At 63.1% G+C, this 26,510-nt stretch carries 19 protein-coding genes; 6 read left to right on the top strand and 13 right to left on the bottom strand.

The features are described 5' to 3' along the window. Nucleotides 1-45: 45 nt before the first annotated feature. Complete coding sequence (locus tag ACFO24_RS13155) at nucleotides 46-3,027, top strand: DEAD/DEAH box helicase family protein (RefSeq protein ID WP_377738755.1); 2,982 nt, start codon at nucleotides 46-48, stop codon at nucleotides 3,025-3,027. Between the two features lie 78 nt (nucleotides 3,028-3,105). Here the strand turns inward: ACFO24_RS13155 and ACFO24_RS13150 are convergent, their stop codons facing one another. The 7 genes from ACFO24_RS13150 to glnA all read right to left on the bottom strand — a co-directional run bounded on the left by ACFO24_RS13150 (nucleotide 3,106) and on the right by glnA (nucleotide 15,690). Next, nucleotides 3,106-4,569 (bottom strand): glutamate synthase subunit beta, encoded by a 1,464-nt coding sequence (locus ACFO24_RS13150; RefSeq protein WP_377738754.1) that lies wholly within the window; start codon nucleotides 4,567-4,569, stop codon nucleotides 3,106-3,108. A 20-nt stretch (nucleotides 4,570-4,589) separates the two neighbouring features. Beyond that, entirely contained in the window at nucleotides 4,590-9,287 is a 4,698-nt protein-coding gene (locus ACFO24_RS13145) for a glutamate synthase-related protein (protein WP_377738753.1), read from the bottom strand. A gap of 229 nt (nucleotides 9,288-9,516) precedes the next feature. Beyond that, nucleotides 9,517-10,857, bottom strand: a complete 1,341-nt coding sequence (locus ACFO24_RS13140) for an ammonium transporter (protein WP_377738752.1) — start codon at nucleotides 10,855-10,857, stop codon at nucleotides 9,517-9,519. A gap of 88 nt (nucleotides 10,858-10,945) precedes the next feature. Then, nucleotides 10,946-11,284, bottom strand: a complete 339-nt coding sequence (locus ACFO24_RS13135) for a P-II family nitrogen regulator (protein ID WP_207576112.1) — start codon at nucleotides 11,282-11,284, stop codon at nucleotides 10,946-10,948. A 242-nt stretch (nucleotides 11,285-11,526) separates the two neighbouring features. Then, the gene (gene ntrC / locus ACFO24_RS13130) at nucleotides 11,527-13,038 is read right to left on the bottom strand and encodes a nitrogen regulation protein NR(I) (protein ID WP_377738750.1); all 1,512 of its coding nucleotides are present in this window, start codon (nucleotides 13,036-13,038) and stop codon (nucleotides 11,527-11,529) included. Beyond that, a complete protein-coding gene (gene glnL / locus ACFO24_RS13125) occupies nucleotides 13,025-14,236 on the bottom strand; it encodes a nitrogen regulation protein NR(II) (RefSeq protein ID WP_377738749.1) in 1,212 nt (403 codons plus the stop codon). Before glnL ends, ntrC begins: the two co-directional genes overlap by 14 nt. 47 nt (nucleotides 14,237-14,283) lie before the next feature. Next, nucleotides 14,284-15,690, bottom strand: coding sequence for a type I glutamate--ammonia ligase (gene glnA, locus ACFO24_RS13120; protein ID WP_377738748.1), 1,407 nt, complete (start codon nucleotides 15,688-15,690; stop codon nucleotides 14,284-14,286). Nucleotides 15,691-15,920: 230 nt separating this feature from the next. Here glnA and greB point away from each other — a divergent pair, with 230 nt between their 5' ends. Next, nucleotides 15,921-16,499: a transcription elongation factor GreB gene (gene greB, locus ACFO24_RS13115; protein ID WP_377738747.1), complete on the top strand. Its 579-nt coding sequence runs from the start codon at nucleotides 15,921-15,923 to the stop codon at nucleotides 16,497-16,499. A 114-nt stretch (nucleotides 16,500-16,613) separates the two neighbouring features. Here greB and ACFO24_RS13110 read toward each other — a convergent pair whose 3' ends face one another. The 4 genes from ACFO24_RS13110 to ACFO24_RS13095 all read right to left on the bottom strand — a co-directional run bounded on the left by ACFO24_RS13110 (nucleotide 16,614) and on the right by ACFO24_RS13095 (nucleotide 20,829). Continuing rightward, on the bottom strand, nucleotides 16,614-18,872 hold the full coding sequence (locus ACFO24_RS13110; protein WP_377738746.1) for a RelA/SpoT family protein: 2,259 nt from the start codon (nucleotides 18,870-18,872) through the stop codon (nucleotides 16,614-16,616). A gap of 113 nt (nucleotides 18,873-18,985) precedes the next feature. Continuing rightward, nucleotides 18,986-19,189 carry a DNA-directed RNA polymerase subunit omega gene (rpoZ, locus tag ACFO24_RS13105; protein ID WP_377738745.1) on the bottom strand — a complete coding sequence of 68 codons (204 nt, stop codon included), beginning with the start codon at nucleotides 19,187-19,189 and terminating at the stop codon, nucleotides 18,986-18,988. 23 nt (nucleotides 19,190-19,212) lie between these two features. Further along, the gene (gene gmk, locus ACFO24_RS13100) at nucleotides 19,213-19,839 is read right to left on the bottom strand and encodes a guanylate kinase (protein ID WP_377738743.1); all 627 of its coding nucleotides are present in this window, start codon (nucleotides 19,837-19,839) and stop codon (nucleotides 19,213-19,215) included. A gap of 96 nt (nucleotides 19,840-19,935) precedes the next feature. Then, the gene (locus ACFO24_RS13095; RefSeq protein ID WP_377738742.1) at nucleotides 19,936-20,829 is read right to left on the bottom strand and encodes a YicC/YloC family endoribonuclease; all 894 of its coding nucleotides are present in this window, start codon (nucleotides 20,827-20,829) and stop codon (nucleotides 19,936-19,938) included. Nucleotides 20,830-20,916: 87 nt separating this feature from the next. On the opposite strand from ACFO24_RS13095, the gene ACFO24_RS13090 reads away from it, so the two are divergent. The 4 genes from ACFO24_RS13090 (at nucleotide 20,917) to hemW (ending at nucleotide 24,821) form a co-directional block, all read left to right on the top strand. Beyond that, nucleotides 20,917-21,921 (top strand): serine/threonine protein kinase, encoded by a 1,005-nt coding sequence (locus tag ACFO24_RS13090; RefSeq protein ID WP_377738741.1) that lies wholly within the window; start codon nucleotides 20,917-20,919, stop codon nucleotides 21,919-21,921. After that, nucleotides 21,918-22,826: a PP2C family protein-serine/threonine phosphatase gene (locus tag ACFO24_RS13085; RefSeq protein WP_377738740.1), complete on the top strand. Its 909-nt coding sequence runs from the start codon at nucleotides 21,918-21,920 to the stop codon at nucleotides 22,824-22,826. The genes ACFO24_RS13090 and ACFO24_RS13085 overlap by 4 nt, the downstream gene beginning before the upstream one ends. Nucleotides 22,827-22,941: 115 nt before the next feature. After that, complete coding sequence (locus ACFO24_RS13080) at nucleotides 22,942-23,553, top strand: non-canonical purine NTP pyrophosphatase (protein ID WP_377738739.1); 612 nt, start codon at nucleotides 22,942-22,944, stop codon at nucleotides 23,551-23,553. Nucleotides 23,554-23,570: 17 nt separating this feature from the next. Next, nucleotides 23,571-24,821: a radical SAM family heme chaperone HemW gene (hemW, locus tag ACFO24_RS13075; protein WP_207576228.1), complete on the top strand. Its 1,251-nt coding sequence runs from the start codon at nucleotides 23,571-23,573 to the stop codon at nucleotides 24,819-24,821. 9 nt (nucleotides 24,822-24,830) lie between these two features. Here the strand turns inward: hemW and ACFO24_RS13070 are convergent, their stop codons facing one another. Then, nucleotides 24,831-25,127: an I78 family peptidase inhibitor gene (locus tag ACFO24_RS13070; protein WP_207576217.1), complete on the bottom strand. Its 297-nt coding sequence runs from the start codon at nucleotides 25,125-25,127 to the stop codon at nucleotides 24,831-24,833. A 68-nt stretch (nucleotides 25,128-25,195) separates the two neighbouring features. Then, nucleotides 25,196-26,377, bottom strand: a complete 1,182-nt coding sequence (locus tag ACFO24_RS13065; RefSeq protein WP_377738738.1) for an SPOR domain-containing protein — start codon at nucleotides 26,375-26,377, stop codon at nucleotides 25,196-25,198. Nucleotides 26,378-26,510 lie beyond the last annotated feature (133 nt).

Here is a 26,510-nt window from a genome sequence, read left to right as displayed (position 1 = left end):
GTTTCCTTTCTTGATTTACCACAATTGTAGGCAAGTTGGCATCTTATGGCTTTGAACAATGATTCCCCTTTGGCGCTTTCTGCCGCACTGACGGCCCGTACCCAGCAGCTTTGCCTGGGCTTGGAAGATGGCGCTGCTGACCTGCTGGAGCTGGTCACACCTACCACCGCTGAACTATTGCACTGGTGGTTTGGCCAGGACATGGTCGATGCCCGCGGTGGTGCAGCTGGCGGGCTGAATTTTCATGCGGGGCAGAAGCAGGCGATTCTGAATGCCATCGTCGCGCACGAGGTGCTGGGCGCAAGCAGTTTGCAGGATTTGTACGAGCAAGCCGCACCCGATGCGCTGCTGGTCGGTACCCGGCTGGTCGAGGTGTCACAACCCAAACACGCGCACCCCAAATACTGCTTCAAGATGGCCACGGGCACGGGCAAAACCTGGGTGCTGCAAGCGCTCTTGATCTGGCAGTTGCTCAACAAGAATGCGGCGCTGGCTGAGGGGCTGGACAACCCACGCTTTACGCGCCACTTCATGGTGGTGGCACCAGGGCTGATTGTGTATGAGCGCTTATTGGATGCGTTCTGTGGAAGATTGATAGCTGGAAGCGCAAGTGGGGAAAGGGATTTTAGCCAATCTGATGTGAAAAAATTTGCCGATTTGTTCATCCCCGAAGCGCACCGTGAAGCGGTGTTTGCCTTTGTGCGCGGCAATGTGTGCGCCAAGCATGAGATTGGTTTGAAGGCCACGGGCAACGGCATGATTGCCATCACCAACTGGCATTTGCTGGCCGAGGGGGATGCGGCTGCGGATGGCGATGGTATTGCGGATGTGCAAGCGCTGGGTGCAGATTTACCCGCCCATGAAGTGGCCGCTGCGGTGTTGCCCCTGGCCCCAGGCCGCGCCACGGGCAACAGCCTGGAAGTGCTGGACCGGCGCTATGCACGCGGCAATGTGCTGGAGTATCTGGCTGCGCTGCCTGAGCTGATGGTGTTCAACGATGAGGCGCACCACATCCACGACTTCAAGCGTGAGGGTGAAGTCACCGAGGTGGAGTGGCAAAAAAGCCTGAGCCGCATTGCCGCACCCAAGGGGCGGCGTTTTTTGCAGGTGGATTTTTCGGCCACGCCGTACAACGACGTGGGCAGCGGCAAAAACAAGAAAAAACTCTACTTTCCGCATATCGTGGTGGACTTTGACCTGAAAAGCGCCATGCGGGCCGGGCTGGTGAAATCGCTGGTGCTGGACCGGCGCAAGGAGATTGGCGCATTGCCGTTGGACTTCAAGGCCGAGCGCGATGAGCGCGGCAACCCGGCGTTGAGCGAAGGCCAGCGCGTGATGCTGCGTGCCGGGCTGCACAAGCTGCGCAAACTGGAAAAGGACTTTGCCACCCTCGACCCCACACGCCACCCCAAGATGCTGGTGGTGTGCGAGGACACCACGGTGTCGCCTCTGGTGGCGCAGTTTTTGACGCAGCAGGAGGGATTGCACGCCGACGAGGTGATGACCATCGATTCGGGCAAAAAGGCCGAGTTGGGCGAAAAAGATTGGGCACCGGTGCGCGAGCGGTTATTCAATGTGGACAGGCACGCTACGCCGCGCGTGATCGTCAGTGTGCTGATGCTGCGCGAGGGCTTTGACGTGAACAACATCTGCGTGATCGTTCCGCTGCGCTCGTCGCAGGCGCAGATTTTGCTGGAGCAGACGATTGGCCGCGGTCTGCGGCTGATGTGGCGCGATGCTGAGTACCACGACCTTAAGCGTGAGAACCGCGAGCGCATCGCTGCCGGGCAGGAGCCAGGCAGCCTGCTGGATGTGCTGTCCATCGTGGAACATCCGGCGTTTCAGTCGTTTTATGACGATTTGCTCACCGAAGGCCTGGTTGGCACAACAGGTGAGGACATGGACAGCGCCTCCAGCACGGGCGATGTGATGGTTGCCGAGCTGCGGGAGGGCTTTGAACCGTTTGACTTTGGTATCCCCTTTATCCTGCGCGAGGCCGACGAGGAACACCACCACACGGCCCTGGACATTACGGCCTTGCCAGCATTTACTGCCATGCCACTGCCGCAGCTGGCGGCCCTGCTGGGCCAGGGCGACACCTTTATTTCGCAGGATTTGCAAAGCGCCACGCTGTTTGGCGATTACCGCGTGGATGGTGCGGTGATGAATGTGGCGGGCTACAACGACTATCTGGCCCGGCTGACGCGGCGCATCAGTCAGGCGCTGTCTGAGCCACTGCCCAAGGGCAACAAAATAGCCACCCATGTGGCCAAGCCGTATCTGCAGGTGCATACGGCGGATTTGACGGGCTGGTTGGACGACTACATTTGGACGCGGCTTTTCCAGACCGACTTCAATCCGCTGGGCCAGAGCCACGGCACAGAAAACTGGCGCTTGCTGTTGCTGCAGCCGGTGGTGGAGCACATTACCAAGGTGTTTGCGCTGGCGCTGCTGGAGGCTGAGGACACGCACACCACAGGCCAGAGCGAGGTGCATGCGCGGCTGCTTAGCGAAACCCCACGCCTGATGGTGCGCGAGGCGCATTCGGTGGAGGTGGGCAAGTGCATTTACACCCGTCTGGGCTGGCCCGCACGCAATGGCGGGCTGGAAAAAGCGTTCATCCATTGGGCACAGGCCGATAGCCAAGTGCTGGCGTTTTGCAAAATCAGCGAAACGCGCCACCCGTTTGCGCGGCTGCGCTATGTGAAGGAAGATGGCCTGCCTGCGTTCTACAGCCCGGATTTCCTGGTGCGCACTGGGGATGCCATTTATCTGGTGGAAACCAAGGCACAGCAGCAGGCCATTCATCCCAATGTGCAGCGCAAGCTCAAGGCCGCTGTGGCCTGGTGTGAGCGCATCAATGCGCTGGAGCCACAGCACCGCCAAGGCTTGCCCTGGCATTACGTGCTGCTGGGTGAGGATGCCGTGCGGCAGTGGCAGGCCAAGGGCTCACGTCTGGCCGAGCTGCTGGCGTTTGCGCGGCTGCGGCCTGCTGCCAGGGCAGACTTGCAGGAGCAGTTGATTTAAAAAAGTCTCTGCAGCATTCCAAGCGCCTTGCCCTGGTGGCTATCCCGCTGCGTGACACTGCTGGATAGCTTGTAGCCCTCAACGCGGCAGCTGGCTGCTGCCCATGAGGAAGGCATCCACGGCGCGGGCGGCTTGGCGGCCTTCGCGGATGGCCCAGACGATGAGCGACTGGCCCCGGCGCATGTCCCCGGCGGCAAACACGCGCGGCACGCTGGTGGCGTAGCCATGGGTGGCATCGGTGCTGGCCTGGGCGTTGCCACGGGCGTCGGTGGCCACGCCCAGCTGGGCCAGCAGCTCGGGCCGGGGGCCGGTAAAGCCCATGGCCAGTAGCACCAGGTCGGCAGGCCAGTGCTGCTCGGTGCCAGCCACTTCGGTCAGCTGCCCGTTCTGCATCTGCATGCGCACGGTGGTCAGGCCGGTGACCTGGCCTTGCGCGCCGTTAAAGGTTTTGGTGGCAATGGCAAATTCGCGTTCGCAACCCTCTTGGTGGCTGGACGAGGTGCGCAGCTTCACGGGCCAATAGGGCCACGTTAGCGCTTTGTCCTCTTGCTGCGGGGGCATGGGCAGCAGCTCGAACTGCACCACGCTGGCCGCGCCCTGGCGGTTGGCGGTGCCAACGCAATCGGAGCCGGTATCGCCGCCGCCAATGACGATGACGTGTTTGCCTTGGGCACTGATGGGGGCGGGCAGGGCCACGCCGGCATTGGCACGGTTTTGCTGCGGCAGGTACTCCATAGCGAAATGCACGCCGGCCAGCTCGCGCCCCGGCACGGGCAGGTCGCGCGAGGTTTCTGCGCCGCCGGCCAGCAGCAGGGCATCGAAGCTGCGCTGCAATTCTTCGGGGGTGACCACGGCCACGCCCTGGGCCAGGGTGGCCGCGTCCTGCACCGCCCCGACCAGGGTGTTGGTGCGGAACACCACGCCTTCGGCGATCAATTGGTCAATGCGTCGGTCGATGTGAGATTTTTCTAGCTTAAAGTCGGGAATACCAAAGCGCAGCAAGCCGCCAATGCTCTCGTTTTTCTCAAACACCGTCACGGCGTGCCCGGCGCGGGCCAGTTGCTGGGCAGCGGCCAGCCCGGCCGGGCCGGAGCCGATGACGGCTACGCGCTTGCCAGTCCTGTGGGCGGCGGGCTGGGGTTGTACCCACCCTTCAGCCCACGCCCGGTCGATGATGGCGTGCTCGATGCTTTTGATGCCCACCGGCTGGCTGTTGATGTTCAGCGTGCAGGCGGCTTCGCACGGTGCGGGGCAGATGCGGCCCGTAAATTCCGGGAAGTTGTTGGTGGCGTGCAGCACGGTGCTGGCGCGTTGCCAGTCGTCTTGGTACACCAAGTCGTTGAAGTCCGGAATCACGTTGTTCACCGGGCAGCCGTTGTGGCAAAAGGGCGTGCCGCAGTCCATGCAGCGGCTGCTTTGCTGGCGGGCCTGTTCGGGGCTGAGGTGCTGCACAAACTCCCGGTGGTGGCGCAGGCGCAGTTCCACGCGCTCGCTGCTTTCCTCGACGCGGGCAAATTCCAAAAAACCTGTGATTTTTCCCATGATGGTGTTCCTTGTTCGGTTCAGGCCAGGGCCGTTTCTTGTGCCGTGGCAGTGCTGGCTTGCTGCGTGCTCAGGGCGCGGCGGTATTCGTGGGGGAAGACTTTGACGAAGCGCGAGCGCACGGCTGGCCATTGCGCCAGCAGCGCGGCCGCCTGGGCCGAGCCGGTGAGCGTGTGGTGCTGTTGCAGCAGGCGCAGCAGCAGGGCCTCGTCCGCCTCGCCCTGGTGCAGGGGGATGCCTGCGGCGATTTGCTCTGCGGCGGGTAGCACGGCATCCAGGGCCACCTGGGCCAGGTTGCAGCGCCCGGCAAAGCTGCCGTCTGCGTCGTACACGTAGGCCACGCCGCCGGACATGCCAGCGGCAAAGTTGCGCCCCGTGGCCCCCAGCACCAGCACGGTGCCGCCAGTCATGTATTCGCAGCCGTGGTCGCCGGTGCCCTCCACCACCGCGCTGGCACCCGACAGGCGCACGGCAAAGCGCTCGCCCGCCACCCCGGCAAAAAAGGCTTCGCCCGAGGTCGCGCCGTACAGCACCGTGTTGCCCACGATGATGTTCTGCGCCGCGTTGCCCTTGAAGTCAGCGTGCGGATGCACCACCAGGCGGCCACCCGAGAGGCCCTTGCCGGTGTAGTCGTTGGCCTGCCCCGTTAAATCGAAGGTGATGCCACGGGCCAGGAAGGCCCCAAAGCTTTGCCCGCCTGTGCCCTCAAATTGCACCTGCAAGCAGCCGTCGGGCAGGCCGTCCGGGTGGCGGCGGATGAGCTCGCCGGAGAGCATGGCGCCGACCGAGCGGTGGACGTTGCGGGCCGACACGCGCAGTTGTTGCGGCTGGCCGTGGGCCAAAGCCACCTGCGCTTGGGCGATGAGCTGCTGGTCCAGGGCGTTTTCCAGCCCGTGCGCTTGCACGTCCACATGGCGGCGCGGCACGTCGGCTGGGGCGGGGGCCAGGGCCAGCACGCGGCTGAAGTCCAGGCCCTGGGCCTTCCAGTGCGCTACGCCTTTGCGGGTGTCGAGCAGGTCGGCGCGGCCGATCAGGTCGTCAAAGCGGCGCACGCCCAGTTGGGCCATCAGGCGGCGGGCTTCTTCGGCCACGAAAAAGAAGAAGTTCACCACCTCTTCGGGCTTGCCCGAGAAGCGCTGGCGCAGCACCGGGTCTTGCGTGGCCACGCCCACTGGGCAGGTGTTGAGGTGGCATTTGCGCATCATGATGCAGCCCGAGACCACCAGCGGCGCGGTGGCAAAGCCGAACTCGTCCGCGCCCAGCAGGGCGGCAATCACCACGTCGCGCCCGGTTTTGAGCTGTCCGTCGGTTTGCACGCGCACCCGGCCGCGCAGGCGGTTCAAGACCAGGGTTTGCTGGGTTTCTGCCAGCCCCAGCTCCCACGGCGTGCCTGCGTGCTTGATGGACGACCAGGGCGACGCGCCCGTGCCGCCGTCGTGTCCGGCAATCACAATGTGGTCGGCCTTGGCCTTGGCCACCCCGGCGGCAATCGTGCCCACGCCCACTTCGGACACCAGCTTGACCGACACATCCGCCTGCGGATTGACGTTTTTAAGGTCGTGGATGAGCTGGGCCAGGTCTTCGATGGAATAAATGTCGTGGTGCGGCGGTGGCGAGATCAGGCCCACACCCGGCACCGAGTGGCGCAGCCGCCCGATGTAGTCGGATACCTTGCCGCCGGGCAGCTGGCCGCCTTCGCCGGGTTTGGCCCCTTGCGCCATCTTGATCTGGATTTGGTCGGCCGAGACCAGGTAGCCCGTGGTCACGCCAAAGCGCCCGGAAGCCACTTGCTTGATCTTGGAGCGCAGGCTGTCGCCTTCTTGCAGGGTGTAGTCCACCTCGACCACATCGCCCAGCACCTCGCTCAGGCGCTTGCCCTTGCGGATGGAAAGGCCGCGCAGCTCTTCGCGGTAGCGCGCCGGGTCTTCGCCGCCCTCGCCGGTGTTGCTTTTGCCGCCGATGCGGTTCATGGCGATGGCCAGATTGACGTGCGCCTCGGTCGAGATCGAGCCCAGGCTCATAGCACCCGTGGCAAAGCGCTTGACGATGTCGGCGGCCGGTTCCACTTCCTCCAGCGGCACGGCCCGGGTCGGGTCGATCTTGAACTCGAACAGGCCGCGCAGCGTCATCTGGCGCTCGCTTTGGTCGTTGATGATGCGGGCGTATTCCTCGTAGCTGTCGTAGCGGTTGGCGCGCGTGCTGTGCTGCAGCTTGGCGATGGCATCCGGGGTCCACATGTGTGCTTCGCCGCTGGCCCGCCAGGCGTATTCGCCGCCTGCGTCCATCAGCGGCTGCAGGGTGGGCTGGCGGGCGTAGGCCGCGCGGTGCTGGCGCAGGGTTTCTTCGGCCACATCGAAGAGGCCAATGCCGCCGATCTGGCTGGCCGTGCCGTGGAAGTATTTGTCCACCAGCGTGGCGTTCAGGCCCACGGCCTCAAAAATTTGCGCCCCGCAGTACGACATGTAGGTGCTGATGCCCATCTTGGACATGATTTTGGACAGGCCCTTGCCTACCGCCTTGATGAAGTTGGCCTGCGCCTTTTGCGGCGTGGTGCCCAGGCTGGGGGCCAGGTGCGCCAGGGTTTCCAGCGCCAGCCAGGGGTGGACGGCCTCGGCCCCATACCCGGCCAGCACGGCAAAGTGGTGTACCTCGCGGGCGCTGCCGGTTTCCACCACCAGCCCGGCGGCGGTGCGCAGCCCTTCGCGCACCAGGTGGTGGTGGATGGCCGACAGCGCCAGCAGCGCCGGAATGGCGATGCGCTCAGCGCACACACCCCGGTCGGTCAGGATCAGGATGTTGCTGCCCGTTTGGATGGTTTGCACCGCCAGCGAGCACAGCGAGGCCAGCCGCGCCTCGATGCCGTCGGCCCCCCAGGGCGCGGGGTAGGTGATGTCGATCTCGCAGCTGCGCAGCTTGCCGCCGGTGTGCTGCTCAATCTGGCGCAGCCGCGCCATGGCCCCGGCATCGAGCACCGGCTGGCTCACCTCCAGGCGCAGCGGCGGGTTCACGGCGTTGATGTCCAGCAGGTTGGGGCGTGGGCCGATGAAGGACACCAGCGACATCACCACCGCCTCGCGGATGGGGTCGATGGGCGGGTTGGTCACCTGCGCAAACAGCTGGCGGAAGTAGTGCGTCAGCGGCTTGCTGCGCTGCGAGAGCACGGCCAGCGGCGCATCGTTGCCCATGGAGCCGATGCCTTCCTCGCCGCTCAAAGCCATGGGCGTGAGCAGCAGCTGCAGGTCTTCTTGGCTATAGCCAAAGGCTTGCTGCAGGGGCGGCAGCGTTGCCGGTGCCAGGCCGGGGGCTGCGTCCTGGGCCGGGATGCCGTCCAGGCGCACGCGCACGTTGTCGATCCACTGCCGGTAGGGGCGGGCGTAGGCGTATTGGCGTTTGAGCTCCTCGTCCTCGACGATGCGGCCTTGCTCCAGGTCGATCAAAAACATGCGCCCCGGCTGCAAGCGCCATTTGCGCACGATGCGCTCCTCGGCAATCGGCAGCACGCCCGCTTCAGAGGCCAGCACCACCAGATCGTCGTCGGTGACGATGAAGCGCGCCGGGCGCAGGCCGTTGCGGTCCAGCGTGGCACCGATCTGGCGGCCATCGGTGAACACCATGGCCGCGGGGCCGTCCCACGGCTCCATCATGGAAGCGTGGTACTCGTAGAAGGCGCGTTGCTGCGCATCCATCAGCGCGTGCTGCTCCCAGGCTTCGGGGATCATCATCATCACCGCCTGGGCCAGCGGGTAGCCGGCCATGACCAGCAGCTCCAGCGTGTTGTCGAAGGTGGCGGTGTCGGACTGGCCTTCCATGGTGATGGGGTAGAGCTTGGCCAGATCGTCGCCCAGCACGGGCGAGCGCATCACGCCCTCACGCGCCCGCATCCAGTTGAAGTTGCCCTTGACGGTGTTGATCTCGCCGTTGTGCGCCACCAGCCGGTAGGGGTGGGCCAGCGGCCACGAGGGAAAGGTGTTGGTGGAAAACCGCTGGTGTACCAGCGCCAGGGCCGAGACCACGCGCTCATCCTGCAAATCCAGGTAGTACTGGCCCACCTGATCGGCCAGCAGCAGCCCTTTGTAGATGACGGTGCGACACGACATGCTGGGCACGTAGTACTCGGCGCTGTGCGTCAGCTGCAGGCCGGTGATGCGGGCCGAGGCCGTTTTGCGGATCACGTACAGCTTGCGCTCCAGCGCATCGGGCACCAGCACATCACCGCCCCGGCCAATGAATACCTGGCGGATGATCGGCTCGCACAAGCGCACGGCCGGCGACATGGGCAGCGCGGTATTCACCGGCACATCGCGCCAGCCCAGCAGCACCTGGCCTTCGGCGGCAATGGCACGTTCCAGCTCTTGCACGCAGGCCTGGCGCGAGGCCGCCTCTTTGGGCAGAAAAATCATGCCCACGCCGTATTCGCCGGGCGGGGGCAGCTGCACGCCCTGGCGGGCCATTTCGGCGCGGTAGAAGGCATCGGGGATTTGAATCAGCAGCCCGGCACCATCGCCCATCAGCGGGTCGGCCCCCACAGCGCCCCGGTGGTCCAGGTTCTCCAAAATCTGCAAGCCCTGCGCCACGATGGCGTGGGAAGCACGGCCTTTCAAGTGGGCGACAAAACCGACACCGCAGGCATCGTGCTCGGCATTGGCGTACAGGCCCTGGGCGTGGGCGCTGTGGATTTCTTCGGGGGTCGGTAAAACCGTCTGGATCGTCTCGGTCATAGCAGGGCCACTTTGTTGGTGCGAAGGGAAAAGGGGTTCTCTCGGTGATAAGCAAACACCGTGCCAAGTTGAAGCAGTACCCACCTCCCCCTGGGGCGGTGCGCAGGGGGGCGTGCTGCAGCGCCGCCGTACCCCCTGCCATGCACCAAAAAAGAGCGCCCATGCCCCATATTGGGCATGGGCGCTGTGCTGCGCTGCGCCGTTAAGCACGGCGCTGCCGCGTCAGGCATCAGGACACATAGGCCCGCTCGCCATGCACGGAAATGTCCAGACCCCGGCGCTCGTCTTCTTCCGAGACGCGCAGGCCCACCAGCAGGTCAGCCGCTTTGAAGCACAGGAACGAGGCCACCGCGCACCAGACCACGGTGATGAGCACGCTCTTGCACTGCACCCACACTTGCGCGGCCATGTTGAAGCCCTCTGGCTCCACCCCACCCAGGCTGGCGGCGCAGAACACGCCGGTCAGAATGGCCCCCAGAATGCCGCCCACGCCGTGGATGCCGAAAACGTCGCACACATCATCGGCTTTCAGCAGGCGCTTGAGGCCCGACACGCCCCACAGGCACAGCGGCCCGGCCACCAAGCCCATGGCGATGGAGCCCATCGGCCCGACAAACCCGGCCGCCGGGGTGATGGTGACCAACCCCGCCACCGCCCCTGAGGCCGCCCCCAGCATCGAGGCCTTGCCTTTGTGCAGCCCCTCGGCCACCAGCCAGGCCACGGTGGCTGCGCCAGTGGCCAAAATGGTGTTGATGAAGGCCAGCCCGGCAATGCCGTTGGCCGCCCCGGCCGAACCGGCGTTGAAACCAAACCAGCCCACCCACAGCAGCGAGGCCCCCACCATGGTCAGCGTCAGGCTGTGCGGCGGCAGCGCCTCCTTGCCAAAGCCGATGCGTTTGCCGGTCATGTATGCCCCCACCAGCCCAGCCACGGCGGCGTTGATGTGGACGACGGTGCCGCCGGCAAAATCCAGCGCTCCATCTTCGGCCAGCAGGCCGCCACCCCAGACCATGTGCGCCATGGGGATGTAGCTCAGGGTGAACCACAGCACCGAGAAGATCATCACGGCCAAGAACTTCATGCGCTCGGCAAACGCCCCCACGATCAGCGCCACGGTGATGGCGGCAAAGGTGGACTGGAAGGCCACGAACACGTATTCAGGAATGGTGCCCAGCGTGGCCGAGAGCGTCTCCGGCGTGATGCCGGCCAGGAACAGCTTGTCAAAACCGCCGTAAAACAGCCCTGTGCCGCCGAAGGTCAGCGAAAAGCCGTAAATGGCCCACAACACGGTGATCAGCGCAAAGATGGTGAACACCTGCGCCAGCACGGACAGCATGTTTTTGCTGCGCACCAAGCCGCCGTAGAACAGCGCCAGGCCGGGGATGACCATCAGAATCACCAGCATGGTGGAGGTCAGCATCCACGCGGTATCGCCCGCGTTGAGGCTGGCTGCGGCTTCCAGGGCCGGGGCGGCCGCTTCTTGGGCGAAGGCCCTGGGCGCAGCCGTTGATAAACCCAGGAGCAGGCCCAGGGGCAGGCCTGGTGCGATGGCAGGAAGTGATTTTTTCATGTCAGTCTCTTGCAGAAAAAGGGTGGCAAAAGGGGGGCAAAAAGGGATGGCAAAAGGGAGGGCTCGCCGCTGGGGGCAAGGGGGCGCTCTACAGGGCTTCGGGGCCGGTTTCGCCGGTGCGGATGCGCACCACCTGCTCCAGCACGGTGACGAAAATCTTGCCGTCGCCGATCTTTCCGGTGCGGGCGGCGTTTTCGATGGCCTCGATGACCAGCTCAACCTGGCTGGCCTCGACGGCGGCCTCGACCTTGACCTTGGGCAGAAAATCGACCACGTACTCGGCCCCCCGGTACAGCTCGGTGTGGCCCTTTTGGCGGCCAAAGCCCTTGACTTCGGTGACGGTGATGCCCCGGATGCCCAGGTCTGAGAGCGCCTGGCGCACCTCGTCGAGCTTGAAGGGTTTGATGATGGCGGTCACGATCCGCATAGTGCGCTCCTGGTGTAGGGTGAATGAATACCCAGCAGGTAAGCACAAGCCGTGCCAGAAATGAAAAGTTTGAGTGTTTTTGGCACTTTGCGCTTATAGGTAAAGCGCTTACAGCTATTATTTTTATTATTTTTGGGGCTGGGCCTGTGGTGGCTTCGTCCCGTTATTGTGCGTGGGGGTGGGAGGGTGCCCGTTTTTGGCCCCTGCCAGGGCCGGCACCGGGGCCGGCCCTGGGGCGGTTGTCAGCTGTCTTCGTCGTCGCTGTGGTTGTCGCTGTCGCCGTCGTGCTCGCTGGCGGCAGCCGCTTCCAGGCCCAGCTCCTTGATTTTGCGCGTGAGCGTGTTGCGGCCCCAGCCCAGCAGCTGGGCCGCATCGCGGCGGCCGCCGGCCGTGTGGCGCAGGGCGGTGGTGATCATGATGCGCTCAAAGGCGGGCAGTGCCTGCTGCAGCAAGTCGCCCTGACCCTGGCGCAGGGCGTTGCCGGCCCATTGGCCCAAGGCGTGTTCCCAGGTGATGGGGGCGGTGCCTGCGTTGTCTGCGTTGCCCGGCAGCCCTTCGGCGGCGGCCTTGGGGGCTTGCTGCACGTCCAGGGGCAGATCGCTGAGGTGAACCTCCCGGCTGGCCGCCATGACGGTGATCCAGCGGCAAACGTTCTCCAGCTGGCGCACATTGCCCGGCCAGTCCCATTGCGCCAAGTGCTGCTGCACCTGGGGTGAGAGCGTGCGCGGGGCCATGCCCAGCTCGCGCGCGCTTTGCTGCAGGAAAAAAGCGGCCAGGCGGGGGATGTCCTCGCGCCGCTCGCTCAGGGTGGGCAGCTGGATGCGGATGACGTTCAGGCGGTAGAACAAGTCCTCGCGAAAGCGTCCTTGGCGCACCAGCATCTCCAGGTTTTGGTGCGTGGCGGCAATGATGCGCACATCGGCACGGATGGCGGTGTGCCCGCCCACGCGGTGAAAGCTGCCCTCGGACAGCACGCGCAGCAGGCGCGTTTGCGCCTCGAGTGGCATGTCGCCAATCTCATCGAGAAACAGCGTGCCGCCCTGGGCCTGCTCAAAGCGGCCTTGGCGCTGGGCGGTGGCCCCGGTGAAGGCGCCGCGCTCGTGGCCGAACAGTTCGGACTCGATCAGGTCGCGCGGGATGGCCGCCATGTTCAGCGCAATAAAGGGCGCGGCGCGGCGCGGGCTGTGGCGGTGCAGGGCCTGGGCGACCAGCTCTTTGCCGGTGCCTGATGCGCCATTGATGAGCACGGTGATGTGCGACTGCGACAGCCGACCAATGGTGCGAAAGACTTCCTGCATGGCGGGCGCTTCGCCAATCAAACCGTCGGTCTGGATGTCCGCCGAGGCGGTGGCGCTTTGGTTGTCCAGGGCTGCGCGGGCCTCGCGGGCGTGCGCCAGGGCGCGGCGCACCAGGGCCACGGCCTCGTCCACGTCAAACGGTTTGGGCAGGTACTCAAAGGCGCCGCCTTGGTAGGACTGGATGGCGCTGTCCAGGTCGGAATGCGCCGTCATGATGATCACCGGCACCTGCGGGCAGGTCTGGCGCACCTGGGCCAGCAGGCCCAGGCCGTCCATGCCGGGCATCCGGATGTCGGTCAGGATGGCGCTGGGCGGGGCTTTGGCCAGCTTGGCCAGGGCGGCTTCGGCGCTGTCAAAGACGCAGGTGTGCAGGTCGGCTTGGGCCAGTGCCTTGTCCAGCACCCAGCGGATGGATTGGTCGTCGTCAATGATCCAGACAAGCTCAGGGCTGGGCATGGGAATCTCCTGGCACAGTGCCATCGTTGGTGGGAGGAAAGGGCACCAGAACTTTGAAGATGGTCTGCCCCGGCTGGCTCTCGCATTCGATCAGGCCGCCGTGCTGCTGCATGATGGCCTGGGCAATGGGCAGCCCCAGGCCGGTGCCCTGCGAGCGCCCGGTGACCATGGGGTAGAACACCGTCTCGCGCAGCTCGGTGCTGATGCCGGGGCCGTTGTCCTCGATCTCCACCTGGCACAGCAGGGCGTGGCAGCGCGTGCCGATGGTGAAGCGGCGCAGCACGCGCGAGCGGATCAGCACGCGCGGCGGCAGTCTGTCGGCAGCCTGGTTGGGGGGCATTTCCAGCAGGCATTGCACGGCGTTGCCCATGATGTTGAGAAAGACTTGGATCAACTGGTCGGGATCGGCCCAGACCTCGGGCAGGCTGGGGTCGTAATCGCGCACCAGTTGCACGGCATCGCCCGCTTCGGCCTGCAGGATGCGGCGCACGCGCTCCAGAATTTGGTGGATGTTTACCCGCGCAAAGGCCGGGGGCTGGCGGGCACCCAGCATCCGGTCGGCCAGGGCGCGCAGGCGGTCGGCCTCGTGGATGATGACGGCGGTGTATTCGCGCAGCTCGGCGCTGTCTAGTTGGCGCTCTAGCAGCTGCGCGGCACCGCGAATGCCGCCCAGCGGGTTTTTGATCTCATGCGCCATGCCGCGCACCAGGGCGCGGGTGGCTTGGTTGGTGGTGAACAGGCTGTCTTCGCGGTTGTTGTGGATCAGCCGGTCCAGCGGGTGCAGCTCCACCAGCAATTGTTGGCCCCCTGGGGTGTCCGCCTGTTCCGGGGCGGCCGGGGCGGTGCCCAGTGTGGCGGGCAGGGGGGTGACGGTGTAATCGGCCACGGCCAACTGCATTTCGCCCGCACCCAGCAGCCGCGCTTGGCGCTGGGTGTAGGGCTGCTGGGCGTGCAGTGCCAAATCTAGGTTGGCGGCGGCGCTGCCGTCGGCATCGTCCAAAAACGTGCTGAACGCCTGGTTGCGCAGGCGCGACAGGCCGGTGGCCAGCAATTGCTCGGCCGCATGGTTGGCGTACTGGATGCGCAATTGCGCATCCAGCAGCAGCACCGCGGTGGCCAGATGGGCCAGCGCGGGCATGGGCCCGGTCAGGCACTCGCTGGCCGTGGCAGCAGGGGTGGGGGCAGCGGTATCGTTCACGCTTTCTCTGGTGTGGGGGAAGGAAAAGGGCCGCTGCCGCGCATCCTTTACAGGCTGTAGTACAGGTCGAATTCAACCGGGTGTACGGCCTGGCGCAGGCGGGTGACCTCGTCCATTTTGCAGTCGATATAGGCCTGCAGCATGTCTTCGGTGAAAACTCCGCCTTCCAGCAAAAAGCGATTATCGGCCTTGAGTGCGTCCAGCGCCTGCGCCAAGCTGTGCGCCACGCGCGGGACGTTGGCCGCTTCTTCCGGGGGCAGGTGGTAGAGGTTTTTGCTCATCGCGTCGCCCGGGTGGATGCGGTTGCGGATGCCGTCCAACCCGGCCATCAGCAGGGCCGAGAACGCCAGGTAGGGGTTGGCCAGCGGATCGGGGAAGCGGCATTCGATGCGCTGCGCCTTGGGGCTGGAGGTGTGGGGGATGCGGATCGAGGCCGAGCGGTTGCTGGCCGAGTACGCCAGCATTACCGGCGCTTCATAGCCGGGCACCAGGCGCTTGTAGCTGTTCGTGCCGGGGTTGGTAATGGCGTTCAGGGCGTGGGCGTGGTGGATGATGCCGCCGATGTAGAACAGCGCCAGCTCCGACAGGTTGGCGTACTCGGTGCCAAAGAACAGGTTCTTGCCGTCCTTGAACAGCGACTGGTGCACGTGCATGCCCGAGCCGTTGTCGCCCACCAGGGGTTTGGGCATGAAGGTGGCAGTCTTGCCGTGGGCGTGGGCGGTGTTGTGGATGCAGTATTTGAGGATTTGCACCTCGTCGGCCTTGTTCACCAGGGTGTTGAAGGCCACGCCAATTTCGCACTGCCCGGCATTGGCCACTTCATGGTGATGCACCTCGATCTTCAGGCCCATGGCCTGCATGGCGTTGCACATGGCCGTGCGCACGCCGTGCAGCGAATCGACGGGGGGCACCGGAAAGTAGCCCCCTTTGACGCGCGGGCGGTGGCCGGGGTTGTGGCCGCCCATGTCCTGGTTGTTCGCCCAGGCACCTTCGGCAGAGTGGATCTGGAAGCTGGCACTGTCCATCTGCGTTTGCCATTGCACTGAATCGAAGATGAAAAATTCTGGCTCCGGCCCAAAGTAGGCGGTATCGGCAATGCCCGTGGAGCGCAGGTACAGCTCGGCCCGCCGGGCGATGGAGCGCGGGTCGCGGGCGTAGCCCTGCATGGTCGATGGCTCCAGCACATCGGCGCGCACGATGACGGTGGGCTCTTCGGCAAAGGGGTCGAGCACGGCGGTCTGGTCGTCGGGCAGCAGCACCATGTCTGAGGCTTCGATGCCCTTCCAGCCGTGGATGGACGAGCCATCGAACATCTTGCCGTCTTCAAAGGCATCGGCCTGCATGGCCTCGGCGGGGAAGGTGACGTGGTGCTCTTTGCCCAGCGTGTCGGTAAAGCGCAGATCGACCCAGCGGGCGTTGTGCTCTTGGAGGAGGGAGTGGGTTTTCAGTGACATGGAAGTGCTCTCGTTTGCTAAGAGGTGGAGGAACTCCCAGGTTTAAGCAACAAGCGTGCCATCTTTATGCCCTGGTGAGTGCTCTGGGGAGCGAAGCCCCCGGCCCAGGCGGCCATGAACCATTGCGGTGCATGGCCGCCCTGGCCCTGCACCAAGTTGAGGCAAAAGCCGCTGCGCCGTGGGGGCCGATCCGTTGGCGCAGCCGTGCGCTTGTGTGAAGATCGCCCCCCATGAGCAAAGCCTTCACCAAAGAACCCGATGGGCACCAGGACGACGATGACGACGACCTGCCCCGCCTGCCCCAAATCCCCCCCGGCAGCAAGAACTACATCACCCCGCAGGGCTACGCGGCGCTGAAAACCGAGCTGCTGGCCCTGATTGACGAGGAACGCCCCAAGGTGGTGGAAACCGTGCACTGGGCCGCCAGCAATGGCGACCGCTCAGAAAACGGCGACTACCTCTACGGCAAAAAGCGTTTGCGCGAAATTGACCGGCGCATTCGCTTTTTAACCAAGCGCCTAGAGATGGCCGAGGTGGTCGAGCCCAGCGTGCACAGCGGCAGCGACCAGGTTTTTTTTGGGGCCACCGTCATCTATGTGGATGATGAAGAGGTCGAGCGCACCATCACCATCCTGGGCATTGACGAGGCGCAAACCAGCCAGGGCCAGGTCAGTTGGGTGGCCCCCGTGGCCCGGGCCTTGCTCAAAGCGCGGGTGGGCGATGAAGTGCCCCTGCCCACACCCGCCGGGGTGCGGATGCTGGAGGTGTTGGCAGTGCAATACCCGCCAAGCCCGGCCCAATTAAAATAAAAAAAGAGCTGTTTCCGCTTTTAAATAAAAGGTTTCAAAGGCTTTTTGCCTTGAATTCCTTTATTTTTAAGCGCAAACAGCTCTTGTTTTTAATGCTGGTGTGCTGTGCGCGGCCTACGGTGCCAGCACCCGGCTGCAGCTGCGCACCGCCGCATTGCGGCGCAGCGCCCGCAATGCGCTCTCCAGTTGCAGCTGGTCGTGCACCGCGATGGTAAAGCGCAGCACGGTGGTCTGCATGGCCGATTCGTCCTCAATGTCCACGCGGCGGATATCCACATCGCTATCGGCCAGCACCTGGGCAATGCGCGCCAGTACACCCCGGCCGTTTTGCACGGCCAAGGTAATGTTGGCGTTGTACAGATGGTCGTTGTGGATGTCTTCGCCCCATTCCACGGCAATGTGCCGCTCGGGCTGGCGCTCCAAAAGCCGCTGCGCTTCGGGGCAGTCGCTGCGGTGAATGTGCAGGCCATCGCCATGGCCCAGGTAGCCAATGACCTCATCGCCCGGCACCGGGGTGCAGCACGGGGCGTAGTGGGTGGCGGTGCGGTTCTGGCTGTCCAGGATGACGCTGCGCTGGGGCCGGTTGCCTTGCGTAAAGCGCTGCTGGGTTAGCAGCAGTGCATCGGGGCGCTGGCCCTGGTGCTGCAGGTAGGCGGTGATTTGCTGCGCCACCAAGGTCGCCACCTGGCGGCCCAGGCCGATGTCCGAGAGCAGCTCGGTTTGGGTCTGTCCAGGCTTGAGGATGGCCTGCCACAGGGCATCTTGGGCCTCCTCGTCGGAGGGCAGGTCAGCAATCCCCTCTTCGCGCAGGGCCTGGGTCAGCAGCTGCTCGCCCAGGGCGGCCGATTCGGTTTGCGCCACGGTTTTGAGGTGGTTGCGAATTTTGGAGCGGGCCCGGCCGGTCTTGGCAAAATTCAGCCACATGGCGTTGGGCGCGGCGTTCTCGTCCAGGGTAATGGCCACCACGTCACCGCTTTTGAGCACCGTGCGCAGGCTGGCTACCTCGCCGTTGATGACGGCCCCGCAGGCATGGTGGCCCACGTTGCTGTGAATGGCGTAGGCAAAGTCAATGGCCGTGGCCCCTTGCGGCATGGAGAACACTTTGCTCTTGGGGGTGAAAACGTAGATCGAGTCCGGAAACAGATCGACCTTCACGTTGTCCCAGAACTCGCTGGCATCGCGCGTTTCGGTTTGAATGTCCAGCAGCGATTGCAGCCACTTGGTGTTCAGCGCCTCTTGCTGGCGGCCCTCGGATTGGTACAGCCAGTGGGCAGCCACCCCCGCCTCAGCGACGATGTGCATGGATTCGGTGCGCAGCTGAAATTCGATGTTCACCCCCGATGGGCCAACCAGCGTGGTGTGCAGCGATTGGTAGCCATTGGTTTTGGCAATGGCAATATGGTCTTTGAAGCGGCCCGGCACGGGCTTGTACAGCTGGTGCAGCACCCCCAGGGCGGTGTAGCAATCGGTGGTGGTGGGCAAGATGATGCGAAAGCCGTAAATGTCGGTCACCTGGGCAAAGCTCAAGTGGTTGCGCTGCATTTTTTGGTAGAGCACAAACAGTGTGTTTTCTCGACCGGCCAAGCGGGCCGGGAGGCCAACGCGTTTAAACGTGGCCTCGACCTCGTTGTGTACCCGCTGCACCAAGTCGTTGCGGCGGGTGCGGGATTTGGCAATCGCTTTTTCCAGCGTTTCATACCGCCACGGGTGCAGGTGGCGAAAAGCCAGGTCTTGCAGCTCGCGGTAGGACTGGTTCAGGCCCAAACGGTGGGCAATAGGAGCAAAAATCTCCAGAGTTTCAGACGAAATACGCCCCCACTTGCTGCGCGGCATGTCCCCCATGGTGCGCATGTTGTGCGTGCGGTCGGCCAGCTTGATGAGGATGACGCGCACATCCTTGGCCATGGCCAGCAGCATTTTGCGAAAGGATTCGGCCTGGGTCTCTTCGCGGGAGTTGAAGTGCAGCTTGTCCAGCTTGGTCAGGCCATCGACCAGCTCGGCCACCGTCTCGTCAAACTGTTGGCGCAAATCGTCTTTGGTGATGCCGCAGTCTTCCATGGCATCGTGCAGCAAGGCAGCGGACAGCGCTTGCGCATCGAGTTTCCAGTTGGCACAGATGCCTGCCACGGCAATCGGGTGGGTAATGTAAGGATCGCCGCTGCTGCGCCATTGGTTGCGGTGGGCCTGGTCGGCAAACTGCCAAGCGCGGCGCACCATGGCGGTGCTGTTGCTGTCCAAATAGCTTAAAAAACCCAGCAAATGCTCGAAATGCTGGGCCGAGACATCGGCTGCCAAGCGCAAGCGCTCTGCTTCGGGCAGGTTTTTGTCAATGGGAAGGGAAGGAAAGGACGATGTGGTGGCAGCCGCGTTCATAGACCAACTGTAGCGTGATAAAACAAGCTTGTGCAGGTGCAAAAAAAAAGCACCGCAAAAAGCGGTGCCCTTATTGCTGGGGGGATAGGTTGCACCATGCCCCCAAACACGTTTTAGCCCGGGACTTTTTTCAGCATTTCAATGCCGATTTTGCCCTCAGCAATTTCGCGCAGTGCCGTGACGGCTGGCTTGTTTTGGCACTCCACCTTGGGGGCGTGGCCTTGGCTCAACATGCGGGCGCGGTAGGTCGCGGCCAGCACCAATTGAAAGCGGTTAGGGATCTGCTCTAGGCAGTCTTCAACGGTAATGCGTGCCATTGGCAGGGTACTCCAGCAAAAAATTAAACAGGCAGGTGAAGGGAAGTGAATACATCAGAGCGCAGGCGGCGCTGGCTGGTGTATTTGAGGCGGTGCGCGTGAATAATGGTTTTGAGGTCAAACAGCGCACTCTCGAATAACTCGTTAATTATAACGAAGTCAAATTCTTTGACCTGGGCCATTTCGGTGGCGGCATTCTTCATGCGCAGTTCAATCACCTCGGGCGCATCTTCGCCCCGGTTTTCCAGGCGTGAGCGCAATTCTTCCCAGCTGGGGGGCAAGATAAAAATCAGCACCGCTTGCGGGAAAGCATCGCGCACTTGCAAAGCGCCTTGGTAGTCGATTTCTAGCAGCACATCATCGCCATTGGCCAAGCGCTCTTGAATGCCCTTTTTCGAGGTGCCGTAGCGTTTGTTGTGCACGTTGGCCCATTCGATAAACGCATTGTTGGCGACCATGGCATCAAATTCCGCTTCGGAGGCGAAAAAATATTCACGGCCGTGTTTTTCTTGTCCGCGTGGGGCGCGGGTGGTGTGCGAAACCGAGGGGTAAACCCGCGCATCAAACGAGCGCAAAGCTTTGACCAAGCTGGATTTACCCGCCCCACTGGGGGCGGCAACGACAAAGAGGTTTCCGGGCAGTTGTTGCATACACAAAATGTGCAAAGCGGCGATTGTCTGTGAAAAAGGGCTCCATAGGGAGCCCTGTGGGTTTTGTTATGGCACGCAGGTGCGTTTTGCCGTGCGTTATTCGATGTTTTGGACTTGCTCGCGCATTTGCTCGATCAGCACTTTCATATCGACGCTGATGCGGGTGAGCTCCAGCGTGGCCGATTTAGAGCCCAGGGTATTGGCCTCGCGATGCAATTCTTGAATGAGAAAGTCCAGGCGCTTACCGATTTCGCCGCCTTTTTTCAGCAGGCGCTCCAGCTCGTCCAAGTGGGCATCCAAGCGGGTGATTTCTTCGGCCACATCAATGCGAATGGCAAACGCGGTGGCTTCGCTCAAAGCGCGGTCTTGCGCCGCTTCTGCTGGCACCTGCCCCTGGGCCAGGCCCATGGCTTCTTGCCAGCGCTCTAAAAAGCGTTGGCGTTGTTGTTCGACCAATTGCGGCACCAGGGGCGTGGCCTGGGCGGCCAATTCGCGCAGCTGGGCGATGCGATCGAGCAAGGTTTTGGCCAAACGCTTGCCCTCGCGGGCCCGTGCGTCGAGCAAAGCGGTGACGGCTTCCTCGGCCAGGGGCGACAAAATGCTGGCCCAATTGGTCGTGGTGGGGGCGCTGTTGCCGGCCAAGCGCAGGGCATCGGCCACACTCAATGCTTTGGCGCTGGGCAGCCAGGCCTGAATATGCTCTTGCACCATATTCAGGCGCTGGAGCAAGGCGATGCTGGGGGTGCTGAGGCTGGCGCTGGCATCTTGCTCAATGGCGGCACGCACTTCCACTTTGCCACGTTTGAGATGGCGGCTGAGCAGGGCGCGCAAGGCGGGCTCTTGGGCGCGTAATTCTTCGGGGAGGCGAAAAGTGAGGTCTAAAAAACGGCTATTGACGGCACGAATTTCCAGCCCCAGGCGCACGCAAGGGGTGTCCGTGGGGGCGGTGGCGGTCTCGGGTGTCAGCTGGGCGCTGGCGTATCCCGTCATGCTATAAACTGGCATTGCCTTATCTCTTCTCTCGGGTTGCTTCAAATCCGAAAGATTATCCGGTTTCTGTGCTGCCCCGGCGCAAAGATGACAACTAAACCTAAACCCGCTCCCCTGCCGCCTGACACCGTGATTGGTGGTTACCGCATCGTGCGCCGCTTGGCCGCCGGTGGCTTTGGCGTGGTGTATTTGGCCCAAGATGCCAATGGCCAAGAAGTGGCCATCAAAGAGTATTTGCCTGCCGCCTTGGTTTCGCGCGAGCCTGGGCAGTTGGTGCCCCAGGTGGCGCAAGAAAAACTTTCGCTCTACCGGCTGGGCTTGAAAAGCTTTTTTGAAGAAGGGCGGGCGCTGACGCAAATTGCCCATTCTTCCGTGGTCAGCGTGCTCAATTTCTTTCGGGAAAATGACACGGTTTACATGGTCATGAACTATTTGCAAGGGGCCTCTTTGCAGGAATACATCCTGTTGGCGCGCAATCGCAAAGAGCCCAAGATATTGCGCGAATCAACGATTCGCTCTTTGTTTGACGAGGTATTGCGCGGTTTGCGCATTGTTCATCAGTACAAGATGCTGCACCTGGACATTAAACCGGCCAATATTTTCATTACCGACGATGACCGCGCCGTAATGATCGACTTTGGTGCGGCCCGCGAGGTGCTCAACCAGCAGGGCAATTTTGTCCGCCCGATGTACACCCCGGGTTTTGCCGCCCCCGAGATGTACCGCAAGAGCAACAGCACCATGGGCCCGTGGACCGATATTTATGCCATTGGTGCTTGTATTTATGTGTGCATGGTGGGGCAGGCCCCGCCCGATGTGCCCAAGCGCCAAGAGCAAGATGCCTTGCCCACAGCCCTGGCCCGCTTGCGTGGCAGTTATTCCGACAATATTTTGGAATTGGTGCAGTGGTCGATGGAGCTGGAGGCGGGCAATCGACCGCAATCGGTCTTTGCACTGCACAAGGCTTTGACCAACGATACCCACCGCCGTTACACCCAGTTGAGCACGGCCGAGCGGGTTCGTCTGCAATTGGGGGCCTTTATCGGGCAGGGGCCGGGTGGGTTGGCCCTGTCGCAGCAAAACGCGCCATGAAATTTTCCGTTTTTCAATTAAGCCGTCGGGGCGGTCGGCCGACCAATGAAGACCGCATGGGCTACTGCTACACCCGAGAGGCGGGGCTGTTTGTGCTGGCCGATGGCATGGGCGGGCACGCCGAAGGCGAGGTGGCCTCGCAATTGGCGCTGCAAACCTTGGCGGCCGAGTTTCAGCGCCAGGCCACCCCACGCTTGCCGGATGTGCAAGCGTTTTTGCAGCAAGGGGTGATGCTGGCGCACGAGCGCATCTTGGCTTACGGCCGCCACAAACGCATGAGCGATGGGCCCCGCACCACGGTGGTGGCAGCGGTGATTCAAGATGGGTATGTCAGCTGGGTGAACTGTGGCGATTCGCGCTTGTACTGGGCGCGCGATGGTGTGCTGCAGGCGCGCACGCGCGATCACTCCTACGCTGAGATGGACCGGGCCGGGGCCTTGAAGCTGGCGCACAAGATTTTGAATCGCAATGTGCTCTACACCTGCTTGGGGGCCGAGGCCCGGCCGGTGCTGGATTTTGCCGGGCCCCATAAGCTGCAGCAAAACGATCGCTTGCTGCTGTGTTCGGATGGCCTGTGGGATGTGCTGCAAGAGCATATTTTGCTGCAGCGCCTGAGCAACTCCCCCGTGCAAGATGCCGTGCCGGCCCTGGTGGATGCGGCCTTGCAGGTGGCCGGCAGCAAAAGCGATAACGTCACTGCCATTGCCGTGCAGTGGGAGCAGGCGCAGCAGGAGCCGGAAGCGGCTGATACCCAACACGGTGGCGAAGACACCTTCTCTTCGACCATTCAATCCTTGCAGGATTTGGAAGGCTTTGACGTGAATTTGGATGAGGCCGAGATCGAGCGCAGCATTGCCGAGATCAATGAAGCCATCCGCCGCTCAGCGCTGCATAAAAAGGTTTAGAACGTGTTCGCGTTCTTAAAGCATCCAGGCGATGCGCTTTGGCACACGCTGCTTGTGTGTGTTTAATTAAAATCAATAGCTGTTAGCGCTTATATTTCAACACTTTTTAGTTATTATGAAGATTGTTTTAGCGTCCAATAACCGTGGCAAGCTCGCAGAATTGCAGTCTATCCTGGCCCCCTTGGGGGTGCAGTTGATTACCCAAGGCGATTTGTTTGCTGGCGAAGCGCCAGAGCCGCACTGCACTTTTGTCGAAAATGCCCTGGCCAAAGCCCGTTTTGCTGCCGAAAAAACGGGGCTGCCCGCCATTGCCGACGATGCGGGTTTGTGCCTGGATGCCTTTGGTGGCTTGCCGGGGGTGCAGACGGCCTATTACTGCACCCAATTTGGCTACGAAAAAAGCGATGCCAACAATGTGCAAGCCGTGCTGGAGCAATTGGCCCAGCAGCCCAGCCCCGCCAATCGCCAAGGGGCCATGGTCAGCACCTTGGTGGGCGTGCGCCATGCGCAAGACCCTGAGCCGCTGATCGCCGTAGGCCGGGTGGCGATTGAGATCGCGCCCCAGCGTCAGGGCGAGGGCGGCTTTGGCTTTGACCCCGTATTGCTCTATCCCCCACTGGGCGTGACGTTTGCGCAAATGCCCCCGGAACAAAAAAACCAACTCAGCCACCGTGGCCGCAGCAGCCGCTTGATGATGGAGCTGCTGCGCTCCAGCTGGCTGGCGTAATGCACAAGTCCATTGCCATGCCCCGCACCATTGACATCGCCACCGACAGCAGCCCCCTGGGCCAAGCCCCCCAAGACATCCAGCACTACATGCGCGCTGGCACGCTGCAACTGCAGGCGCTGCCGCCTTTGGCGCTGTACGTGCACCTGCCCTGGTGCCTGAAAAAATGCCCGTACTGCGATTTCAACTCCCATGGCCTGGCCCAGGGCCAGCCGTTGCCTGAGCAGCGCTATATCGATGCCCTGATGGCCGATTTGGAAGCCAGCCTGGGCATGGTCTGGGGCCGTCCGGTGTACAGCATCTTCATTGGTGGTGGCACGCCCAGCCTGTTCAGCCCGCAGGCGATTGGCCAGTTGATCAGCGGTCTGCGCGCCCGCTTGCCGCTGGAGGCGGGGTGCGAGATCACCTTGGAGGCCAACCCCGGCACCTTTGAAACCGAGCGTTTTGCCGCCTTTGCCCAGGCTGGGGTGACGCGCCTGTCGATTGGCGTGCAAAGCTTTGACGACCGCTTTTTGCAGGCGCTGGGCCGGGTACACAGCGCCGCACAAGCCCGCGCTGCCGTGGCCGAGGCGGCCCAGGCCTTTGAGACGTTCAATCTGGATGTGATGTATGCCCTGCCGGGGCAAACGCTGGCCGATGTGCAGCGCGATGTGCAGACGGCCTTGTCGTTTGCACCGCCGCATTTGTCGGTGTACCACCTGAGCATCGAACCCAACACCTACTTTGCCAAGCACCCGCCACGGCAGCTGCCCGAGGATGACCAGGCGTACGACATGCTCGATGCCATCACCGCCGCCACAGCGGCCCACGGTTTGCAGCGCTACGAGGTGTCCGCCTATGCCCAGCCGCGCCATGAGTGCCTGCACAACAGCAATTACTGGCAGTTTGGCGATTACCTGGGCATCGGTGCGGGGGCGCACAGCAAAATCAGTTTTGCCCAGCGCATTACCCGCCAAGTGCGCCTGCGCGACCCGCAGCGCTACATGGAGGCGGCCTTGGCCGGTCGCCCCCTGGCCAGCGATGAGGATGTGCGCCGCAAAGACCTGCCGTTTGAATACATGCTCAACGCCTTGCGCTTGCGCAGGGGGTTTAGCCTGCTCGATTTCACGGCCAGCACGGGCTTGTCCATCAATCGCATTGGCCCTGCGCTGGAGCAGGCACAACGCCTAGGCTTGCTGCAGCGCAGCGGCAACCATGTGCAGCCAACCGAGCGGGGCTTTGACTTTCTCAATGATTTGCAGGCCTTGTTCTTGCCCCAGGGCGATTAAACACATCGCCTAACCGCAAGTGGCTGCCACGATGCGCCCTGTGGCATCGACTTCTAAATTCAACCGCTCGGGATTAAATGGCAGGGCTGGGTCACCTTGGTGGATCACCCGCACCATGTAGGCACCGGCTTGCCCACGGGCTTGATGGACGTTGTTTTCGGTGGCGGTTTTGCCGATCGCCCACTGGGCGGCTTGGGCGTTGCACCGCTGTTCGGGGCGGGGGGCGGACTGGGGGGCCGTGCCGCGCAAGGGCAGGGTGCAGGCGGTGAGCAGGCTGGCGGTGCCAAGAAGCAAAAGCAGGCGCATGGGGTTCCTTTCAGACAGTTTCAAAGAGCGTCAAAGAGCGGCCCGTGGTGACGATGTTTGTGTCCAGCTTAGCGCCGCTGCTCTTGAACGCTGGCCGGAATGCGCTGGGCCCGCAATGCACGCTGGGCTTTTTCGGCTTCGGCGCGGGTGGCAAACGGCCCGGCCCGCAGCCGCGTTAAAACGCCTTTGTTGCTGGTGGTGCTAAAGCTTTGGGCCGCATAACCGGCTTGGCGCACTTTGCGTTCTACCGCAGCGGCGTTGGTCACCTCGGCATAGGTGCCCAACGTGACATAAAACTGGCTGTTGGTGCGGGCGGGCTTTTCTTGGGGGGCCGCCGCTGGGGGCGGGGTGGGCTTGGAGCGGGTGGTTTTAGCTACCGGTGCGGCCGCTTTGGGCGCTGGGGCCGCTTTGGGTGCAGCCACCTTGGGCGCAGGCGCAGGCGTTGGTGCCGGTGCTGCCGGTGCTGGCATAGCTTCTGCCATGGTGATGGGCAGGATGCCTGGGGGCGCAGCGGTGGCTGTGGTCTCTGTCATGGCACTGCTGGGTGCCATGGCCAGTGTGGACTCTGGCGGGGCCAGGGGGGCGGCCGCGCCGGGTGGCGCAACCTCCTCTGCCGGGGCGGTGGTGGTGGGTTCGGGGAAGTTCAACTGCGGCGGCCCGACCGTGCGTTCTGGCGCTGGCGCTGGCTCTGGCTCTGGCTCTGGGGCCGAGTCTGCGCTATGCCAGGCAAAAACCCCCAGCAGCGCCCACAAGGCCACCTGCCCCACCGCTGCCAGCCGCCATTGCTTTTGGCTGCTGGCTTGCTGTGCGAGCCGCGCTTGTGCCTGGGCCAGGGAGGGAGATTCCTCCAAGGCGTGCATGGTCTGCTGGTGTACCAGGCGGTAGTACCAGCCATTGCCAAAAAAACCGGGCACGCCGCACAGCACGATGGCACCGAGCAAGGCCACGCTGACTTGTGCTTGCCGGGGCAGGGCGCTGAATGCCCCCGCCCACACCAGTACGGCTAAAAGCAGGGCCATGCTGCTCCACAAAGCGGCAGGCCGCCACAGCCCGCGCAGCAAGCACCAGCCCAGGGTGCAAAAGGCGGCGGCATGGTTCCAGGTTGGCGGGGTGCGGCCCAGGGTTTCAAACCGGGTAAAGACACGCTCGTAATACGCTGTGCCGACCGGGCCGACGGCATGCAGATACAACTGGGGCAAAAGCCCGGTGGTGGCGGCAGAGGAATTGTTCTGGGAGATCGGCACAGACATGGGGGCAAATTGTGGCATGTTCAGCATCGTGCCGATCCAATACCCTGGTGCCGCAATGCTGCGGGGCGACCTCAAATCTGAAGTGCAACACCTTGCAGAATTGAAGCACCCATGAACAAAAAAACATACGAGC

Source organism: Comamonas denitrificans (assembly GCF_042654745.1).
Classification (GTDB): domain Bacteria; phylum Pseudomonadota; class Gammaproteobacteria; order Burkholderiales; family Burkholderiaceae_C; genus Comamonas; species Comamonas denitrificans.
The sequence above is the reverse complement of the archived record's forward strand: the minus strand, read 5'-3'. Positions and strand labels throughout refer to the sequence as shown.

Coding starts and splice junctions, on each gene's coding strand:
- ACFO24_RS13140 (WP_377738752.1), bottom strand. CDS start 10,857: ATGAAAAAATCACTTCCTGCCATCGCACCAGGCCTGCCCCTGGGCCTG.
- ACFO24_RS13150 (WP_377738754.1), bottom strand. CDS start 4,569: ATGGGAAAAATCACAGGTTTTTTGGAATTTGCCCGCGTCGAGGAAAGC.
- greB (WP_377738747.1), top strand. CDS start 15,921: ATGAGCAAAGCCTTCACCAAAGAACCCGATGGGCACCAGGACGACGAT.
- glnA (WP_377738748.1), bottom strand. CDS start 15,690: ATGTCACTGAAAACCCACTCCCTCCTCCAAGAGCACAACGCCCGCTGG.
- ACFO24_RS13085 (WP_377738740.1), top strand. CDS start 21,918: ATGAAATTTTCCGTTTTTCAATTAAGCCGTCGGGGCGGTCGGCCGACC.
- ACFO24_RS13070 (WP_207576217.1), bottom strand. CDS start 25,127: ATGCGCCTGCTTTTGCTTCTTGGCACCGCCAGCCTGCTCACCGCCTGC.
- ntrC (WP_377738750.1), bottom strand. CDS start 13,038: ATGCCCAGCCCTGAGCTTGTCTGGATCATTGACGACGACCAATCCATC.
- ACFO24_RS13095 (WP_377738742.1), bottom strand. CDS start 20,829: ATGACGGGATACGCCAGCGCCCAGCTGACACCCGAGACCGCCACCGCC.
- ACFO24_RS13065 (WP_377738738.1), bottom strand. CDS start 26,377: ATGTCTGTGCCGATCTCCCAGAACAATTCCTCTGCCGCCACCACCGGG.
- ACFO24_RS13135 (WP_207576112.1), bottom strand. CDS start 11,284: ATGCGGATCGTGACCGCCATCATCAAACCCTTCAAGCTCGACGAGGTG.
- ACFO24_RS13080 (WP_377738739.1), top strand. CDS start 22,942: ATGAAGATTGTTTTAGCGTCCAATAACCGTGGCAAGCTCGCAGAATTG.
- ACFO24_RS13145 (WP_377738753.1), bottom strand. CDS start 9,287: ATGACCGAGACGATCCAGACGGTTTTACCGACCCCCGAAGAAATCCAC.
- ACFO24_RS13090 (WP_377738741.1), top strand. CDS start 20,917: ATGACAACTAAACCTAAACCCGCTCCCCTGCCGCCTGACACCGTGATT.
- ACFO24_RS13110 (WP_377738746.1), bottom strand. CDS start 18,872: ATGAACGCGGCTGCCACCACATCGTCCTTTCCTTCCCTTCCCATTGAC.
- hemW (WP_207576228.1), top strand. CDS start 23,571: ATGCCCCGCACCATTGACATCGCCACCGACAGCAGCCCCCTGGGCCAA.
- rpoZ (WP_377738745.1), bottom strand. CDS start 19,189: ATGGCACGCATTACCGTTGAAGACTGCCTAGAGCAGATCCCTAACCGC.
- ACFO24_RS13155 (WP_377738755.1), top strand. CDS start 46: ATGGCTTTGAACAATGATTCCCCTTTGGCGCTTTCTGCCGCACTGACG.
- gmk (WP_377738743.1), bottom strand. CDS start 19,839: ATGCAACAACTGCCCGGAAACCTCTTTGTCGTTGCCGCCCCCAGTGGG.